This window comes from Klebsiella terrigena (genome assembly GCF_006539725.1).
Lineage (GTDB): Bacteria > Pseudomonadota > Gammaproteobacteria > Enterobacterales > Enterobacteriaceae > Klebsiella > Klebsiella terrigena.
This window is the reverse complement of sequence record NZ_BJNO01000025.1, coordinates 13,827-31,639: the sequence shown is the minus strand read 5'-3', so window position 1 is coordinate 31,639 and position 17,813 is coordinate 13,827. Positions and strand designations below refer to the sequence as shown.

The following is a 17,813-nucleotide window of genomic DNA, read 5'->3' as shown; positions in this document are numbered from 1 at the left end:
GCTGCCGCGTTTACGCAGCGGGCGCACGCATAATCCACGAGTACTGGAAGCTTTTCGCTGCCGGGAAATGGGTGCGCCGGCGGAAGGAGCCCAGCGTCTGCGGCGTGCAGTAGGTGCAGCTGCCCAGCCACTCGACGTTTTCATCCGCCACGCCGGCGCGCTGCAGCAGCAGCCCGGCAAAGGCCCGCAGGTCGAACCACAAACTCTCCGGCTCCGTCCCCCGGGCCTGCTCTGCCCTGGCAGGCTGCGCGGGGCGTCGATGGAACAGGCGGTCGCTATGCTGCCGCGCCAGCTCCCCTGCCGGCATCGCCAGCAGGGTCTGATAAAATTCGCCGGAGACTTCATAGCAGCAGGCGTGGATATGCGGCCCGATCGCCACCACTATCTCCTCCGGCGCCACCCGATGCTGGCGGAACAGCGCCAGGCTGTTTTCGACGATGCCGCTCGCCGCCCCGCGCCATCCGGCATGGACGCTGCAGACGTAGCGCCCGTCGCGGGAGGCCATCAGCATCGGCAGGCAGTCCGCGGTCACCACCCCCACCTTTTGCCCGCTCAGGGCGGTGAACACCGCGTCGGCGTGCGGCCGTTCGGCCAACGGGAGCTGATAGTGATGGACAACATTGCCGTGCACCAGCTTAACCGGCGCCATCTCGGCGTAGGGAAAAGCGGCGGTCTCGTGCACGTCGAGGAAGGCGTGGCGGATGCCGGGAATAGCGTTTAACAACCGGGATTGAAAGGACATGATGGCGGCAAAATGAATTAATGATGATTTACCGTATGCCAAAGTGGGCGGATGCGCAAGGCGGCGGCCCTATGGTCACCGTCAGCCGCTGTTTGCCCCGCTTAGCCTGCGCTGCCGCGCCGGCGAAGTCTGGGCAATCCTGGGCGCGAACGGACGCGGAAAAAGCACGCTGCTTGATACGCTGACCGGCGTGCTGGCGCCGCTCGGCGGACGGTTTGAATCGATCGGCGGCACCGCTATCGTACCGCAGTTTACGATCCGCCGCTGAGCGGCAAAAAGCCCGCCGCGCGCAGGTAGCCCTGCCTGCCGCAGCGCCTGCGGATGCTGGCCGTTGGCGGAGGCGAAAACCGAGCAGCGCTCCCCGGCCTCAATTCGCTCGCGCAGCAGGCCCGCGGGGCCAAAATGCGCCTCGACCTCAATGCCGGTAAGCTGATGAAAACGCGCCAGCAGCAGGACAAAGGCGCCTTTCAGGCTCCCCGCCGCCAGCAGAACGATACGCGGTGTCATGGATCTCTCGCTCAAGTCCGGAAATGGCGGCTAGGGTAACCGGCCCGAGCGCGTTTCAGTAGCGAATTTCCGCCAGCTCCCGCAACCGCTCCGGCGTCGCCACCGGCAAACTGAAAAAGCGCAGATAGGCAGGGATCATCTCAAACAGCATGTCGGTCCCGCGCTGGATCGCGCAGCCCCGCGCCTGTGCCGCCCGCAGCAGCGGCGTCATTTCGTGGGTCATCACCACTTCGCCCACCCAGCAGGCGGGCGACAGCCGCTGCGGGTCCAGCGGCAGCGGGTCGTCGGCCTTCATCCCCAGCGGCGTGGCGTTGACCACCAGGTCATGCCCCTGCGGATCGCGCTGCATCAGGCTGAGATCCAGCGCCGGATAGTGCTGCAGCAGGCGCCCGGCCAGCGCCTGCGCCGCCTGCGGATGGCTATCGTAGAGCGTCAGGGCGCTGACCCCCGCCGCCGCCAGCGACGCGGCGATCGCCGAACCGACGCCGCCGCAGCCGACCACCAGCGCCCGCGCGCCCTGAGGCTGAAAACCCTTGCGGCGGAGGCCAAGAACGAAGCCGTCGCCGTCAAACATATCCCCGCTCAGGCTGCCGTCGGCCTCGCGGCGAATGGCGTTGCACGCCCCGGCAATGGCCGCCGCCGGGCTAAGATGCTGCACCAGGCCGCAGGTGGCAATCTTGTGCGGCATGGTGACCAGCGCGCCGACGATGTTGGTCATCGAGAACAGCGGCGCGATAAAGGCGGCATAATCCTCCGGTTTGACCCCCATCGGCACCACTTTGACGTCCACCTGCTGGTTAACCAGCCACGGGTTATAAATCATCGGCGCCTTAAAACTGGCGGTCGGATAGCCAAGATGCGCTATCAGCCGCGTGTTGCCACTAATCACCATGTTGTGCCCCTTTCCTTATTTTGCCAGCTCGATACGTTTGACGTCGCCAAGAATAAACAGATACGCCACCACCCCGAGCAGCGCCGCGCCGCCGATATAGACAAGCGCGTAGAAGAAGCTACCGAAGGCCGCGACGATAAAGCCAATAATCAGCGGCGTGAGGATCCCGGCCAGGTTGGTGCAGAAGTTAAACAGCCCGCCGGTCAGCCCGCCCAGCCCCTGCGGGGCGATATCGGAAATCAGCGTCCAGCCGAGGCCGACCATGCCCTGGCCAAAGAAGGCGAAGGACATCACGAGGATCACCGCCAGATCGCTGGTCAGCCAGTTGGCGGAGATAATCGTGCTGGCCATCAGCAGACCGGCAACGATGGGCAGCTTGCGCCCGATGTTCGCCGAGCCGGTGGCCTTCAGCAGCTTGTCGGATACCCAGCCGCCGAACATCACCCCGCCGGCGGCGGCGAGGAACGGCATGATGGCGAAGAAGCCCACTTTCAGCCACGGCATGTGGCGCTCGGTCGCCAGGTAGGTTGGGAACCAGGTCAGGAAAAAGACCAGTACCGTATTGCCGGCAAACTGACCGATGCTGGCGCCGAGGATCTGCCGCTTGCCGAGCAGCTGGCGGACCAGCGGCCAGCTGAAGACCATGCGCTGCTGCGTCGCGTTAGTCATGCCGCCGCCGCTGGCAATATGCTCGCGCTCCTGCTGGCTCAGCTGCGTATCCTCATGCGGATCGCGGTAGCAGCGCCACCACACCAGCGCAAAGAGCACGCCGACCGCGCCGACGCTGATAAACAGCGTTCGCCAGCCGAAGCTGCCCATGATCCAGAACAGCAGCGGTGAGAAGCAGGCCAGCCCCAGATATTCGCCCACCGTATACACCGCGGTGGCTTTGGCCCGCTCCTGCTGGGGGAACCAGGCGCTGACGACCCGGCTGTTGACCGGAAAGCACGGCGCTTCGCTGACCCCAAGGCCAAAACGGCAAAGCAGCAGCGTCTTGAGGCCAATCGCCATGCCGTGAAACAGGGTAAACAGCGACCACAGGGCCAACGACAGGAAATAGGTCACCTTGTTGCCGAAGCGGTCGAGGAACAGGCCGCCGGGGATCTGCGCCAGCGTGTAGGTCCAGGCGAAGGCGGAGAAGACGATCCCCATCACCGCAGCGTCAATGCCGAGCTCGGCGGTTAGGCTGGGGGCCGCAATGCCTAACACCGTGCGGTCAAGGTAGTTAATCATCGTACCGACGGCCAGCAGCGAAAGGATCCCGATCCGCCGCCGGGAGCGGCGAGCGGTGGTCGCGGTCTCTGCCGTCGCCGCGTGGTTATGGCTATAAGAACTCATAGTCGTTTCCTGTCATAGACACGTTATCACCCACGCTTTTTGCGCGGACGGCAGGAACGTTGCCGCCTTAGCGCAGCGCGAATGATGCGGTGCGTGGGGTGCAGATGAATGTTGTTATTGTATGGTGATACGCACTCAATGAACCATTTGATACAACCTAGCCGTACTGCATCGCCGAAAGGCGTACCGCCGCGTTTGCCGCGCCGTAGAGCGCGTAGCCGCCGCGTCTTTCGGTCAATTCAAAGAAAAAACGCCCCGATGAGAACGGTCGGGTGTAGAGATGCAGAAATTCGCCGCCCTGACCATCGCGGTCGTAGAGGATCTGCAGACGTTTGAGCTGCGCCGCGCGCTCGTCGGCGCCAAAGCGCGCCACTAAATCCTCGTAGTAGTTTGCCGGGATCGGCAGCGCGTCGAGGGAGACCTCAGGCAGGCTATCGAGGGTGGCCGGCAGATCCCGGCAGGCGAAGGCCGCATGCTGCAGCCCCGCGCCCTGATAACAGGCAACGGAGCGGGCAATCTGCGTCGCGCGGCTTTGAGAAATATTCAGCGCCAGGCGGATGTTGCCCTGCGGGCTGTGCACCGCGAGGCTGCGCACCAGACCGTACGGGTCCGGCAGCGTCTGTTCATGTTCGAGCGTAAAGCCGAAGACCGTGCGGAAGAAGATAATCCAGTTATCGCGGCTGTCCGCCTCCATCCCGAGCGCCAGGTGATCGATGCCGCTGTAATCATCGCGCACGGCCGCAGGCGGCTGCAGGTGGAAATCGCGGGCATAGATATCGTCCCCGTGCTCAATCAGATAAATCAGGCTGCCGTCCGGGGCGCAAACCGCCGGGATCGGGCTTTCATTCGGCCCGGCGTCGCCCTGCCAGGTGGCGTAGCCGTAGGCGCGAGCGCGGGCAATAATCGGCGCGCTGCGGCTGACGCCGAGGGCCATCGCGCACAGCGAAATCCCGTGGCGCTGGTGGAAATGGTCGGCCCAGCTGTGCGGCTGAAAGTTGACGATGGCGCGTGCCGCACCGTTACGCCACAGCGCCACCTGCTTGGAGCGATGCAGCCCCTCCTGCTGAAAACCCAGCTGCGCCAGGCGCTGGCCGAGGTTTTTCGCCTCGGACGGGCTGGCGGCAAACTCAATAAACTCCAGCCCGGCGTAGTGCGCGGGCTCCGGCGCGTCAAACAGCAGCGCATCGCTGCTCGCCAACTGGCGCCGGGTCTGCTCTTCCAGCCACAGCAGCGAGCGGTAGCCGTCCTTCGCCGTCGCGCCGTTCGGCGAGGCGCGAAAACCATCGTTAAAGATCTCCAGCGACCACGGGCCGCGATAGCCGCAGCGGGTCAGCTCGCAGGCAAAATCCACCAGCGGCAGCTGCCCCTGGCCGGGGAAGCAGCGGAAATGGCGGCTCCATTCGAGGACATCCATCTTCATCAGCGGCGCGTCGGCAAGCTGCAGGAAGGTGATTTTATCCACCGGCACTTCGTGCAGGCGCGCCAGATTATCGCCGCGCGCGAGGATATGGAAACTGTCGAGCACTATGCCCATTGCCGGGCTGTTGACCGCTTTTACCCGCTCCCAGGCCTGATGCCAGAGGTTAACGTGCGTCCCCCAGGCCAGCGCCTCATAGCCGACGATAATCCCCTCCTGCTCCGCCAAATCCGCCAGAGCGCGAAGGTCGGCCACCTGCAGGGCGATATCGGCGGAGCACTCCGGCTGTACGTTGCTGCACAGCAGCATGGTGTCGCAGCCGAGCTCGTGCATCAGCGCGAATTTTCGTTTCGCGCGCGCCAGATTGGCCGCAAACTGCGTGCGGCTGGCGCCTTCAAAATCGCGAAAGGGTTGAAAAAGCGTGATTTTTAGCCCTAAATCAGCCGCCAGGTTACGAATATCCGCCGGCGTGCCCGTATAATAGAGCAGATCGTTTTCGAAGATTTCGACGCCCTGATAACCCGCAGCGGCAATGGCGTGAAGCTTTTCAGGTAAGGTACCGGAAATCGAGACGGTGGCGATTGAGCGCAGCATAGATCCTCGTGTCATCAGCGGACGTGAGCCCTGAATATGTATCATTTGGTTCACTCGCGCCACATGAGGTTGCTAAATTGTGATCGTTATGTGTATTTTTTGTCTCTCAGAATAAAGGAGTGGTTATGTCCGTGGTTGCTCATGATGAAGCACAATCCCTGAAAGAGCGGATCTTCGCCGCCGCGATTGCCGTATTTGCCGAACACGGGCTTTCGGGGGCGCGGATGGAGCAGATTGCCGTCGAAGCACAGACCACCAAGCGGATGGTGGTCTACTACTTCAAAAGTAAAGAGCAGCTGTATCAGGCGGTACTGCAGCACGTCTACGCCCGCATCCGCGAGACGGAGCAGCAGCTCGGGCTGGAGCAACTTCCGCCGGTTGAAGCGCTGGTTCAGCTGGTGAAGTGGAGCGTGCGCTATCACGCGACGCACGCCGACTTTATGCGCGTTATCTGTATGGAGAATATGCAGCGCGGGAAGTGGCTGCAGGCGTCCGGGCAGCTAAAACCACTGAACCGAACCGCCCTGTCTATCCTCGAGGATATTCTCCAGCGCGGGCAGCAGCAGGGAGTTTTTCAGGCCGGGCTTGAGGCGCGGGACGTCCATCGGCTGATCAGCAGCTTTAGCTTTTATCAGGTCTCGAACTTTTACACCTTCAACAGCCTCTATCTCGACGATCCGCTGTCGGAAATCGACGATGAAGCGATGGTCGCCCACCACTGCGATATTGCGGTAAAAGCGGTGGTGCGCTTCGTTATCTCCTGAAGCCTGAAGCGCGGCCGTCGGCGTTATTCATGCCCGGATAAGGCGTGAATAACCCGGGTCATCGCTTCATGCGTTAGCTCAGAGCGGGCGATTTTTGAATTGGCCAGCGCGGTGCGCACGACGCCGGCAATCACGATATGTTTCGGTTCCTGACCAAGATCGCGCATTTCAAGCACCACTTTCCCCACCACGCGGCACATTTCCTGGTATAACTCGTCGTCTTTTGCTCGGTTTCCCATCGAATTTCGCTCACAAATTATCATTATCAATCAAATCATTATTGATATGTTTTCCGTATAAATCAAACCAGCCCGCCGTTTCTTCGCTAATGGCGAATTTCCGCAACAAAACCACGGCAAAAACCGCGCGCGGGGCCGATTTAGCCTGGCGGCTGGCGAAAATTTGTGTTGCATATAAGATTGTAATTGGTGTGAGTTTTGTTGCGTTTGTATAACGAAAAATGAAACGTTGTTTTCATTTTCCTTTTTTGTTTCATCGTCGTATAATGCACACCGAATCTTTCTTGAATGGTTTCAGCACATTGGACTGCATGACTAAAAGCATACAAAATTGCCTCTTTTCATGGGCTGAACCGCCAGCACACATTCTTCTGCACGCTTTTTTGTTGTCACCTATCCTTAGAGCGTGCCATAGCAACTTTCGCAATACAGGTTTGACTCCACGGCACTGCGCCCACGGAGCGAGATTCCCCAATCCTTCACAACTTAAAGACTAATACCTTCATGAAAAAGACCAAAATCGTTTGCACCATCGGTCCGAAAACCGAATCCGAAGAGATGTTAACCAAGATGCTGGACGCGGGCATGAACGTCATGCGTCTGAACTTCTCTCACGGCGACTATGCTGAACACGGTCAGCGCATCAAGAACCTGCGCAATGTGGTGAGCAAAACCGGTAAAACCGCCGCTATCCTGCTGGATACCAAAGGTCCGGAAATTCGCACCATCAAGCTGGAAGGCGGCAATGATGTCTCCCTGAAAGCGGGCCAGACCTTCACCTTCACCACTGACAAATCCGTGGTCGGCAACAACGAAATCGTCGCTGTCACCTATGAAGGTTTTACCTCTGACCTCTCCGTAGGCAACACCGTCCTGGTTGACGATGGTCTGATCGGCATGGAAGTGACCGCCATCGAAGGTAAAAACGTTATCTGTAAAGTGCTGAATAACGGCGACCTCGGCGAGAACAAAGGCGTTAACCTGCCGGGCGTCTCTATCGCTCTGCCGGCGCTGGCTGAGAAAGACAAACAGGATCTGATCTTCGGCTGCGAACAGGGCGTTGACTTTGTTGCCGCATCCTTTATCCGTAAGCGTTCTGACGTGGTAGAAATCCGCGAGCACCTGAAGGCTAACGGCGGCGACAACATCCAGATCATCTCCAAGATCGAAAACCAGGAAGGCCTGAACAACTTCGACGAAATCCTTGAAGCCTCTGACGGCATCATGGTTGCTCGTGGTGACATGGGCGTTGAAATCCCGGTTGAAGAAGTTATCTTCGCCCAGAAAATGATCATCGAAAAATGTATCCGCGCGCGCAAAGTGGTTATCACCGCCACCCAGATGCTGGACTCCATGATCAAGAACCCGCGTCCGACCCGTGCGGAAGCCGGCGACGTTGCTAACGCCATCCTTGACGGCACCGACGCCGTGATGCTCTCCGGCGAATCGGCCAAAGGTAAATACCCGCTGGAAGCCGTCACTATTATGGCGACCATCTGCGAGCGTACTGACCGCGTGATGACCAGCCGTCTGGAGTTCAACAACGACAACCGCAAGCTGCGCATCACCGAAGCCGTGTGTCGTGGTGCCGTTGAGACCGCCGAAAAACTGGAAGCGCCGCTGATCGTCGTCGCCACCCAGGGCGGTAAATCCGCTCGCGCCGTGCGTAAATACTTCCCGGATGCCACCATCCTGGCGCTGACTACCAACCAGACCACCGCCCGTCAGCTGGTGCTGACCAAAGGCGTTGTACCGCAGCTGGTTGAGCAGCTGGCCTCTACCGACGACTTCTACCGTCTGGGCAAAGAGCTGGCCCTGCAGAGCGGTCTGGCACGTAAAGGCGACGTTGTTGTGATGGTCTCCGGTGCGCTGGTTCCTAGCGGAACAACCAATACCGCATCCGTGCACGTGCTGTAATAATTTACAGGTTAATAGCTGTTTTTTTAAAGGCGCCTCCCTGAGGCGCTTTTTTTTTATTCAATCACTAGCTACTCTTAATAAAAATGCAAATCGGAATTTACTATTTAATAAGAGATTATCTAAGATGAATCCGATGGAAGCGTCCTGTTTTCACACAGCTTTTTAAACTAATCTGCCAAATTCGTTGTTTCTTTGAGCGAACGATCAAAAATAGGCGTATTACCGTAAAAAAATATTCTCATCCCAAAAAAGTTTGTGTAATACTTGTAACGCTACATGGAGATTAACTCAATCTAGAGGGTATTAATAATGAATCGTACTAAACTGGTACTGGGCGCGGTAATCCTGGGTTCTACTCTGCTGGCTGGTTGCTCCAGCAATGCTAAAATCGATCAGCTGTCTTCTGACGTTCAGACTCTGAACGCTAAAGTTGACCAGCTGAGCAACGACGTGAACGCAATGCGTTCCGACGTTCAGGCTGCTAAAGATGACGCAGCACGCGCTAACCAGCGTCTGGACAACCAGGCTACTAAATACCGTAAGTAATAGTGCCTGTGTAATAGAAATGGCGCACATTGTGCGCCATTTTTTTTGCCCCGCTCTGCCCGATTTACTGCACTCTTTTGCTCTCATCCACCGGCGCATTCTGCACAGACAAATTCGATACCGCCCCTCCAGTACTGCTCTGCTCACCGCCAGAAACCACCACCGGATAGCCCGCTCGTCTCGACAGCGCGCGCTTTAGCTGCGCCTCATCAACGGACTTATCGCCGGAAAACTGATGGAATTCTGCCGGCAGCGTATAGGCAATGGTGCGGGTATTGCCGCTTTCATCCTGCGACAGCGGCCGGTGTACCTCGACGTAGCGCCTGCCGTCCGGCTCAACCGCAAACTTCACCGGCTGATTGATGATGCGTACCGGCGTTCCGGTCTTCACCTGGCTAAAGAGCGCCTGAATGTCGGCGGCGTTCATGCGCATACAGCCGGAGCTGACCCGCAGGCCAACGCTGTCCGGCGCGTTGGTGCCGTGAATGAGGTATTCGCCGTTACCGTATGCCAGACGCAGCGCATAGCGTCCCAGAGGGTTGTTTGGCCCCGCCGGGATAACGGGCGGCAGCTTAATCCCTTTCTCCAGCGAGCGGGCGCGGATGCCCGCCGTCGGGGTCCAGGTTGGATTGGGGATCTTCTGCCCAACGCGGGTGGTCATCTCCGGCGTTTCCAGACCAAGCTGGCCAATGCCGAGCGGATAGACCTGAACCAAATTTTGCCCCGGCGGGAAGTAGTACAGCCGCAGCTCCGCCAGGTTCACCACAATCCCCTCCCGAGGCGTGTCGGGCAGCAGCATCTGCGACGGGATCAGCACCTGGGTGCCCGGTTTAGGTTCCACCGGTGCCAGCGTATCGTTAGCTTCGAGGATCAGCATTGCCGCGGTATCAAAGTGACGAGCAATCGCCTGCAGGTTGCGATCCCCCTCCTGTACCGTCCAGAATTGATTTTGACCAATGATCCTGCTGTTAGCAGGAGGAAGTGGGTAATCTACCGCCCAGGCGCCGTGCTGAGCGCTCAGGGCCGTCAGAAGGGATATCGTGAGGAGAGTCGCGCGTTTCATACTGAGATTCCTTCTTTCGCTAATAAAACGCCAGGATCTGTATATCGGCGGGAAACGCGTTCCCACCGAACGTAACAGAATGAAATCTACCTGTTTATTCTAGCTAAGATTTGCGGCTTTCGCGCGAATTGCGCGAATCATGGCTTCCAGCCCCTGCGACCGCGATGGCGTAAGGTGCTGAGTCAGCGCCATCTTTTCAAACCACGGGCGAACGTCAAAGGCGGTGATATCCTTGGCCGTCATCTGGTCATAGAGGATAAACACCACGGCGATGAGCCCCTTGACGATAGCCGCATCGCTATCGCCGCGCAGCGCGAGCACGCCTGATTCGCTCTGCTCGATAACAATCCATACCTGGCTCTGGCAGCCCTGGATAATATTTTGCGCCGTATGCTCCCCGGCGCTCAGCGGCGCCAGCCGCTGGCCAAGCTCAATAATATAGAGGTACTTCTCTTCCAAGTTCGCGCAACGGCTGAAGTTGCGCAGCAGTTTATCTTTATCCGGTAACGCCGCCATGATTGCTTCCTTTAGCCTAATAGCCGGTGAATGCGCTGTAGTCCTGCGACCAGCCGATCCACGTCTTCCGTCGTATTGTACATCGCCAGCGACGCCCGACACATCGCCGGTACGCTAAAGAAGTCCATCAGCGGCATGGCGCAGTGATGGCCGGTGCGGATGGCGATGCCGTAGTTATCGAGGAAGCTGCCAACGTCGTAGGCGTGGTGCGCCCCGAGATTAAAGGCTATCACCCCGAGCCGCTGCGGCGGGCCGTAGACGATAAGGTCCGGCACTTTTGTCAGCTCCTGCAGCGCATAGCGCATCAGGGTCTGTTCATATTCGCCGATCTGCGCAAGCCCCAGCGCGCTGACGTACTCCAGCGCCGCGCCAAGCCCGATAATGCCGCCGGTATTTGGCGTCCCCGCTTCAAAGCGCCACGGCGCCTTTGCCCAGGTGGTGCCCTGGGTCAGGCTGACGGTGGCGATCATCGAACCGCCCCCTTCCCACGGCGGCATCTCATCCAGCAGGTCCGCTTTACCGTAGAGGATCCCGATCCCGGTCGGGCCGTACAGCTTATGTCCGGAGAAGACGTAGAAGTCGCAGTCCAGCGCCTGGACGTCCACCGCGTGATGCATCACCGCCTGAGCGCCGTCCACCAGCACCCTGGCACCGTGTTGATGCGCCAGGGCGATCAGCGCCGGCACCGGGTTTTCAATGCCCAGCACGTTAGAGACCTGGGTGATGGCCAGCAGGCGGGTGCGCGCATCGAACAGGCCCGGTATCGCATCCAGCTGCAGGGTTCCGTCCGGATTGAGCGGGATCACCCGTAGCTCGGCACCTACCCGGGCGCAGAGCAGCTGCCACGGAACGATATTGGCGTGATGCTCCATGGCGCTGACGATGATGTTATCCCCGGCCCTCACGTTGGCGTTGCCCCAGCTATTGGCGACCAGGTTGATGCCTTCGGTAGTGCCGCGAACGAAGACCAGCTCTTCCGCTGAGCGCGCGTTGAGGAAGGTTGCCGCATGCTGGCGAACCTGCTCCATGCGCGTCGTCGCCTCTGCGCTGAGAGTGTGAATACCGCGATGCACGGCGGCATAGCCATGACGGTAAAACTCCGCCTCGGCGCGAATCACCGCCTCCGGCTTTTGCGCGCTGGCGGCGCTGTCCAGATAGACCAGCGGCTGGCCGTTGACCTCCCGGCCGAGCAGCGGAAAATCTGCGCGGACTCGTTCAACAGAAAATGTCATGCTGTCTCTCCCGGTAAACGCTGGCCGATGCGCGCGAGAATTTGCTGCCTGAGCGCCACGTCGCCGATGGCTTCCGTCAGCTCGGCGGCGAATGCGTACAGGATCATGTGCTGCGCCGCCTGCTGGGTAATGCCACGCGAGCGCAGGTAAAACAGCTGTTCGTCGTCGATGCGCCCGATGGTGGCTCCGTGGCTACACTTGACGTCATCGGCGTAAATCTCCAGCTGCGGCTTGGTATCCACCTCCGACAGCCGGCCTAACAGCAGATTGTTGTTGGTCATCTGGCCGTCGGTTTTAATCGCGTTCGGCGCAACGTTAATCAGGCCATTAAACACCGCCCGGCCTTTGTCATTGACGATGGTTTTATGCAGCTGGCGGCTGTTGCAGTAGCCGACGTCATGGTTCAGCCAGGTGCGGCTGTCGCAGACCTCGTTTTTGACCGGCATCGCCAGCGAGTTGATGCGCAGGTTGCTGTTCTCACCCCGCAGCTGCACGCTGGTATTCTGGCGCAGCACCGCGCCACCGAGCAGGAAGCTGCTGCTAAAGGCCGACGCATCGCGGCCCAGAGAGAGGTCGTTGTGGGCAAAGTGGAAGCTCTGGGCGTTTTCAAACGCCAGCTTGATATGCTGCAGATGGGCGTTATCCGCCACAGCGGCGGTCAGCCGTCCGCCGGTGAAATGGCGCTGTTCGTTGAGGCTGACGTAGTGCTCGATAATCGTCGCCTCCGCGCCGCTCTCCAGCTCCAGATGATGCCGGTAGTGCGCGGTGTTCATCTCTTCGCCCGCCAGCCCGCGCGTCACGTGCATGATCAGCAGCGGCCTCGCGGGGCGCTGGTTGCGCTTCACGCGAATGCGGGTCACCGTCGGTGCCAGGCTTTCGGTCAGGTGCAGAAACAGCTCTGGCTGCAGCGCGTCGGGCAGCGCCTGACGCTGGTTATCGATATTTACTTCGTAACCGCTGTCGCCCAGCGCGTCGCTCAACGCTTCGCTGTAGCGGCCATCGATAAACACCAGCCGCCAGGCGTCGACGGAGAGCGCCAGCGCGTCCCGCTGCGCCTCGGTTAGCGCCTCGGGTTGCGGGGCAACAAAAGTGCCGCCGAGCAGCGCATCCAGCGGGGTATATTTCCAGTGCTCATGCTTACGCGTCGGCAGCCCCAGGCGCAGCGCCTGCTGCAGGTGCTGGTGCGCTTCCGGCGTTCGCTGCTCCGCCTGCTGTTCAAACAGGTGGTGCCACTGCTGCAGCGCGTTACTGCTGTTCGGTAAGCCAGCCATAGCCCTGCTCCTCCAGTTGTTTGACCAGGGTGAAGTCGCCGGATTTGACGATCCGCCCCTGATACAGCACGTGGACGTAATCAGGCTTGATATAGTCGAGAATCCGCTGGTAGTGGGTGACGATAATAAACGCGCGCTTGCCGTCGCGCAGCGCGTTAACGCCGTCAGATACGATCTTCAGGGCGTCGATATCCAGCCCCGAGTCGGACTCATCGAGAATGCACAGCTCCGGCTCCAGCACCGCCATCTGCAGAATGTCGTTGCGCTTTTTCTCGCCGCCGGAAAAGCCGACGTTGACCGAGCGGGTCAGCAGATCTTCCGGCATCTTCAGCAGCTTAATTTTCTCTTCCATCAGATCCTGAAAATCGAAGCGATCCAGCGGCTCCTGCCCGCGATAGCGGCGCACCGCGTTCAGCGCCGTTTGCAGGAAAAACTGGTTGCTGACGCCCGGAATTTCCACCGGATACTGGAAGGCCATGAAGATCCCCTCCCCCGAGCGATCCTCCGGCGCGAGCTCGAGCAGATCCTTGCCCTTAAACTCAACGCTGCCGCCGGTCACCTCGTAGTCTTCCCGTCCGGCGAGCGTTGCGGAGAGCGTGCTTTTCCCGGAGCCGTTGGGCCCCATAATGGCGTGAACTTCGCCGGGTCGGATATCGAGGTTCAACCCGCGCAGGATCTCTTTATCGTCAACGGATACCTGCAAATCTTTAATGCTTAACATGTATATTCCTTAATTCGGCAGTCTGCTTCGGGCGGCGCCATCGCGCAGCCGGCATGGGCCAGACTGTTAACCGACGCTGTGTTCAAGGCTAATCGCCAGCAGTTTTTGCGCTTCCACGGCAAATTCCAGCGGCAGCTCTGAGAAGACATCCTTACAGAAGCCGTTAACGATCATGGAGATCGCATCATCTTCACTGATCCCGCGCTGCAGGCAGTAGAAGAGCTGATCTTCACCAATTCGCGAGGTGGTGGCTTCATGCTCCAGCTGGGCGCTGTTGTTACGGCACTCGACGTACGGGAAGGTGTGCGCCCCGCAGTCCGGCCCGATCAGCATCGAGTCACACTGGGTAAAGTTTCGCGCGTTGGTCGCCGTCGGCATAATTTTGACCAGCCCGCGGTAGCTGTTCTGGCTTTTACCGGCTGAGATCCCTTTGGAGATAATCGTCGAGCGGGTGTTTTTACCGATATGAATCATTTTGGTGCCGGTATCCGCCTGCTGGTGGCCGCTGGTCAGCGCCACCGAGAAGAACTCGCCGATGGAGTTGTCGCCGCGCAGAATACAGCTCGGATACTTCCACGTTATCGCCGAGCCGGTCTCCGACTGGGTCCACGACATTTTGCTGTTGTCGCCTTCACAGAGCGCCCGCTTGGTGACGAAGTTGAGGATCCCGCCGGTGTTGTTATCCCCGGGGAACCAGTTCTGCACCGTGGAGTATTTTACTTCGGCATCTTTGTGGATGATGACCTCAACCACCGCCGCGTGCAGCTGGTAGCTGTCGCGAACCGGCGCCGAGCAGCCTTCGATATAGCTGACGTAGCTGCCCTCGTCGGCGACGAGGATCGTGCGTTCAAACTGGCCGGTTTTTTCCGCATTGATGCGAAAATAGGTCGATAGCTCCATCGGGCAGCGCACGCCTTTCGGCACGTAGATAAAGGTGCCGTCGGAGGCGACCGCGGCGTTCAGCGCGGCGAAGAAGTTGTCATTGCCGGGCACCACGGTGCCGAGATATTTTTTCACCAGCTCCGGATGATCGTGAATCGCTTCGCCGAAGGAGCAGAAGATAATGCCCTGCTCCGCCAGCTTTTCCCTGTAGGTGGTGGCGACCGAGACCGAGTCAAAGATGGCGTCTACCGCCACTTCGCGTCCTTCGCGTACCGGCACGCCCAGCAGATTGAAGGCCTCTTCGACTTCGCTGGTCAGATAGTCGGCGGGGCCGGTTTGCTGCACCGCACCCGGCTCGGAGGCGCAGGTGTCGTCGCAGTTGCCGCAGGATGGCGCGGAATAGTAGCTGTAGTCCTGATAGTCCAGCTTATCGTAGTGCGCCTTGAGCCAGTGCGGCTCTTCCATCTCCAGCCACGCTCTGAAAGCGCTCAGTCTGAACTCCAGCATCCACTCCGGCTCGTTGCGGCGGGCGGAGATCGCCCGCACCACCTCTTCGTTGATGCCCTTGGCCAGCTCATCGGTCTGTAACCGGGTAAAAAAGCCTTCTTTATAATTCAGCGGCCCGCCGGTCCAGGTTTTGACATCGTCAGTTGTTTCAGTATTACGAGACATAATTACTCCGCCTGAACCCCAAAGCTTTCACCGCAGCCGCACTCGTGCTGCGCTTTCGGGTTATGAAACTTAAAGATTTCATTTAATCCTTCCCGAACGTAATCCAGCTCCGTACCATCAATAAACGGCATGGCCTGCAGCGGCGCCCACAGCTTCGCGCCTTCGAACTCAAACAGCAGATCGTCTTTCGCGGGCTCTGCGATAAGCTCCATGACGTAGGCAAAGCCGGCACAGCCGCTGGTTTTCACGCCAAGACGCAGCCCCTGCATCGGCGGCTGCTTGCTCACCAGCTCACGAATATGGGCAGCGGCAGCGGGCGTCATGATCAGGCCACGCCAGTTAAAATCGTCGGGGTTAAAGGTTCCTGCTTGTAATTCCATCGGTCTACCTCATTGGTTGGCGCCATCAGGGCATCTCACCATGTTAGTGATAACGATTATCACTTCAACCCATCTGGAGAAGGGGTATTCGCCCCTGAGACTCTTTTATGGCCCTTTTTATAAGCATAGACCCTGCTTTACTGCTTATCAGGTCTCATTTTTTCTATTTAATAGACTGAAAAATAATAAGTTATCTGATATGGGTTGGCAGAAAATGCGGCAATGGAAAAGATGCATCGAAAATACCGATTTTTGAGATAGGAGATGAAAAAATCCGCCTTTCAGCAGGTTATCGGATATTCAGCGGGTTATATAGTTACACCGTTGCGCCATCACTCCCTTCCGGCCTATTCCGGCCCGGCGCTGAAGGCGCGCGGCTTTTCAGCTATGCCGCTAAAACCTTATACAATCGCTTAACGTTGACTGACCCCACGAGTATCACCTCCAATCTATAAGTATTATCTGAAAACAAGGGGTGTTGTGTGGCTATACGTAGACATTTTGGTTATAAAGTCGCCCGTCCCGCGGGGATTAAGTTTTAATCACCATGATCAAGCTGGTGTACAATCCCCGTCTATATTTTCTACAGTTTTCGGCATGATGTCGGAGCCGCTGATAACCTGGAGCTTTTGTCGTAACGGATGATAGATATCAGTATTATGTCGATGTGCATGGTCGTTCTTCTGGTGATGAGCGTACTGCTGGACTGAAAGCCTGTTGCGCCACAGCTCTTTGCCGCCGCTGTTCCGATTCTCGCCGTTTATCGCCCGGCCATAGCCGTGTCCTGATGAAACCGGCCCTCGGTTTTACCTCCCCGCGCGCCCTTCTGCAGACCCTCCACAGTCGTTAATAAATAAGGAGATTTGGAGGATTCGCCCCCGGTGGGATTGTCGGCCCGAAACCTAGCCTCTAAGATTTTAGCCACACACTTAAGAGGTAACGAAGATGAAAAGAACAATCATTGCCCTGTTAGCAACCGTTTCTATTGCCGCCGCCAGCGCCTTCGCCGCGGATAAAAGCGAAACGCCGCCTGCGCGGGATAACGCCGGACAGCCGCCGTTTGAGATGAACCATGAGTTTGGCCCCATGCCCATGCCCATGCCGCCACTGCCTCCGAGAAAACCCACGCTCTTCTCCGCAACCGTTGCCAGCGATAATCCGACTGACACCATTAATAAACTCACCGCATTAATCCCTGCCAGCAAAGCCCGGCATTATGAGGTCCATGTCGAAGTCGTCGCCGTACCCGATATGGCAGCGACCGGACCCTTGTGATTTTGTCGGCTTAATTAAACCGTGCAGGCACGATAAAATACGCTGGCAGTCCCTGCGAGCGGCGCCGGCAGGCGCGATAAATTAGCGCTCGAAATGGATTTCCCCATCGGGTTTATGTGGTTTTTTAGTCACCCGAGGCATCGGCATGGCTATTATGCAAACGAAAAAAAAGCTGCCAATAATAGCGGCAGCTTTTATATCTTATGATTCAGATTGATACTGAAGGGCTATTAGCTCTTAATTTTTCTGTAGATAAACAGCACCACCAGCGCGCCAATTACCGCAACGACAAAGCTACCGAAATTAAACCCGTCAACCTTGCCAAAGCCAAAGAAGGTGCTGATCCAGCCGCCCACTACCGCACCGATGACCCCCAGAATGATAGTGACGAAAAAGCCGCCACCGTCTTTGCCCGGCATGATCCACTTCGCTAAAATACCGGCAATAAGACCAAAAATGATCCAGGAAATGATACCCATGGTTAACTCCGTCCTCTTTGTTGCTCTGCAAGTGCATAGTGATTAAATAGTAGCATATACGGAGCATGTGAAGCATGATTTATATATTTATTAGACGATTACTTGCCGCGCAAGCCGCCATAGTCTACATATCATGGGGAGCTGTTAACGTCAAAAGAGGTAAAAGATGGGGTATTACGTCATTAAGAAGTCAGAGAAGAGCGTGTCCCAACCCTGGTATTTCTTACTGAAGGCCGATAACCACGAAACTATCGCCACCAGTGAAATGTATTCCTCGAAGGATGCGGCCAAAAAAGGAATTGCCTCGGTGCAGAAGAATGGACCGAGCGAAACAATTAAGGATGAATCGCTATAAAGAATATG

General features: G+C 58.1%; 19 protein-coding genes and 2 pseudogenes. 7 read left to right on the top strand and 14 right to left on the bottom strand.

The window, feature by feature from the left end; all coding sequences use genetic code 11:
- Positions 1-10: 10 nt before the first annotated feature.
- Positions 11-742 (bottom strand): polyphenol oxidase family protein, encoded by a 732-nt coding sequence (locus tag RTE01_RS22085; protein WP_041146017.1) that lies wholly within the window; start codon positions 740-742, stop codon positions 11-13.
- A 43-nt stretch (positions 743-785) separates the two neighbouring features.
- On the opposite strand from RTE01_RS22085, the pseudogene RTE01_RS22080 reads away from it, so the two are divergent.
- Positions 786-992, top strand: a pseudogene (locus tag RTE01_RS22080) (ATP-binding cassette domain-containing protein); the annotation flags it as partial.
- A 20-nt stretch (positions 993-1,012) separates the two neighbouring features.
- Here the strand turns inward: RTE01_RS22080 and RTE01_RS22075 are convergent.
- The 4 genes and pseudogenes from RTE01_RS22075 to RTE01_RS22060 all read right to left on the bottom strand — a co-directional run.
- A pseudogene (locus RTE01_RS22075) lies at positions 1,013-1,249 on the bottom strand (substrate-binding domain-containing protein); the annotation flags it as partial.
- A gap of 55 nt (positions 1,250-1,304) precedes the next feature.
- Positions 1,305-2,141 (bottom strand): shikimate dehydrogenase family protein, encoded by an 837-nt coding sequence (locus RTE01_RS22070; protein ID WP_141335365.1) that lies wholly within the window; start codon positions 2,139-2,141, stop codon positions 1,305-1,307.
- Positions 2,142-2,156: 15 nt separating this feature from the next.
- Positions 2,157-3,479, bottom strand: a complete 1,323-nt coding sequence (locus RTE01_RS22065) for an MFS transporter (protein WP_041146020.1) — start codon at positions 3,477-3,479, stop codon at positions 2,157-2,159.
- 157 nt (positions 3,480-3,636) lie between these two features.
- Positions 3,637-5,490, bottom strand: a complete 1,854-nt coding sequence (locus tag RTE01_RS22060) for a bifunctional sugar phosphate isomerase/epimerase/4-hydroxyphenylpyruvate dioxygenase family protein (protein WP_141335363.1) — start codon at positions 5,488-5,490, stop codon at positions 3,637-3,639.
- A gap of 125 nt (positions 5,491-5,615) precedes the next feature.
- On the opposite strand from RTE01_RS22060, the gene RTE01_RS22055 reads away from it, so the two are divergent.
- A complete protein-coding gene (locus tag RTE01_RS22055) occupies positions 5,616-6,254 on the top strand; it encodes a TetR/AcrR family transcriptional regulator (RefSeq protein ID WP_134526503.1) in 639 nt (212 codons plus the stop codon).
- A 23-nt stretch (positions 6,255-6,277) separates the two neighbouring features.
- On the opposite strand, the gene fumD is transcribed toward RTE01_RS22055, so the two are convergent.
- A complete protein-coding gene (fumD, locus tag RTE01_RS22050) occupies positions 6,278-6,493 on the bottom strand; it encodes a fumarate hydratase FumD (protein ID WP_041146023.1) in 216 nt (71 codons plus the stop codon).
- Positions 6,494-6,714: 221 nt separating this feature from the next.
- Here fumD and ynhH point away from each other — a divergent pair, with 221 nt between their 5' ends.
- The 3 genes from ynhH to lpp all read left to right on the top strand — a co-directional run bounded on the left by ynhH (position 6,715) and on the right by lpp (position 8,959).
- Complete coding sequence (gene ynhH / locus RTE01_RS26735) at positions 6,715-6,990, top strand: protein YnhH (protein ID WP_421673175.1); 276 nt, start codon at positions 6,715-6,717, stop codon at positions 6,988-6,990.
- A gap of 7 nt (positions 6,991-6,997) precedes the next feature.
- A complete protein-coding gene (pykF, locus tag RTE01_RS22045; RefSeq protein ID WP_041146024.1) occupies positions 6,998-8,410 on the top strand; it encodes a pyruvate kinase PykF in 1,413 nt (470 codons plus the stop codon).
- A gap of 312 nt (positions 8,411-8,722) precedes the next feature.
- Positions 8,723-8,959: a murein lipoprotein Lpp gene (gene lpp / locus RTE01_RS22040; protein WP_001082307.1), complete on the top strand. Its 237-nt coding sequence runs from the start codon at positions 8,723-8,725 to the stop codon at positions 8,957-8,959.
- A gap of 64 nt (positions 8,960-9,023) precedes the next feature.
- On the opposite strand, the gene ldtE is transcribed toward lpp, so the two are convergent.
- The 7 genes from ldtE to sufA all read right to left on the bottom strand — a co-directional run bounded on the left by ldtE (position 9,024) and on the right by sufA (position 15,696).
- Entirely contained in the window at positions 9,024-10,022 is a 999-nt protein-coding gene (gene ldtE / locus RTE01_RS22035) for a L,D-transpeptidase LdtE (protein WP_076947624.1), read from the bottom strand.
- Positions 10,023-10,121: 99 nt separating this feature from the next.
- Positions 10,122-10,538 carry a cysteine desulfuration protein SufE gene (gene sufE, locus RTE01_RS22030; RefSeq protein ID WP_134526506.1) on the bottom strand — a complete coding sequence of 139 codons (417 nt, stop codon included), beginning with the start codon at positions 10,536-10,538 and terminating at the stop codon, positions 10,122-10,124.
- A gap of 11 nt (positions 10,539-10,549) precedes the next feature.
- Positions 10,550-11,770 carry a cysteine desulfurase SufS gene (gene sufS / locus RTE01_RS22025; RefSeq protein WP_134526509.1) on the bottom strand — a complete coding sequence of 407 codons (1,221 nt, stop codon included), beginning with the start codon at positions 11,768-11,770 and terminating at the stop codon, positions 10,550-10,552.
- Complete coding sequence (gene sufD, locus RTE01_RS22020; RefSeq protein ID WP_141335361.1) at positions 11,767-13,041, bottom strand: Fe-S cluster assembly protein SufD; 1,275 nt, start codon at positions 13,039-13,041, stop codon at positions 11,767-11,769. Before sufD ends, sufS begins: the two co-directional genes overlap by 4 nt.
- A complete protein-coding gene (sufC, locus tag RTE01_RS22015) occupies positions 13,016-13,762 on the bottom strand; it encodes a Fe-S cluster assembly ATPase SufC (RefSeq protein WP_134526512.1) in 747 nt (248 codons plus the stop codon). The genes sufD and sufC overlap by 26 nt, the downstream gene beginning before the upstream one ends.
- A gap of 66 nt (positions 13,763-13,828) precedes the next feature.
- Positions 13,829-15,316 carry a Fe-S cluster assembly protein SufB gene (gene sufB, locus RTE01_RS22010; RefSeq protein ID WP_041146030.1) on the bottom strand — a complete coding sequence of 496 codons (1,488 nt, stop codon included), beginning with the start codon at positions 15,314-15,316 and terminating at the stop codon, positions 13,829-13,831.
- 2 nt (positions 15,317-15,318) lie between these two features.
- Positions 15,319-15,696, bottom strand: coding sequence for a Fe-S cluster assembly scaffold SufA (sufA, locus tag RTE01_RS22005; protein ID WP_041146031.1), 378 nt, complete (start codon positions 15,694-15,696; stop codon positions 15,319-15,321).
- Between the two features lie 945 nt (positions 15,697-16,641).
- Between sufA and RTE01_RS22000 the strand changes: the two genes are divergently transcribed.
- Positions 16,642-16,971, top strand: coding sequence for a hypothetical protein (locus tag RTE01_RS22000; protein WP_134526515.1), 330 nt, complete (start codon positions 16,642-16,644; stop codon positions 16,969-16,971).
- Between the two features lie 230 nt (positions 16,972-17,201).
- Here RTE01_RS22000 and RTE01_RS21995 read toward each other — a convergent pair whose 3' ends face one another.
- Entirely contained in the window at positions 17,202-17,450 is a 249-nt protein-coding gene (locus RTE01_RS21995; protein WP_041146033.1) for a GlsB/YeaQ/YmgE family stress response membrane protein, read from the bottom strand.
- 166 nt (positions 17,451-17,616) lie between these two features.
- On the opposite strand from RTE01_RS21995, the gene RTE01_RS21990 reads away from it, so the two are divergent.
- Positions 17,617-17,805, top strand: a complete 189-nt coding sequence (locus RTE01_RS21990; RefSeq protein ID WP_041146034.1) for a YegP family protein — start codon at positions 17,617-17,619, stop codon at positions 17,803-17,805.
- Positions 17,806-17,813 lie beyond the last annotated feature (8 nt).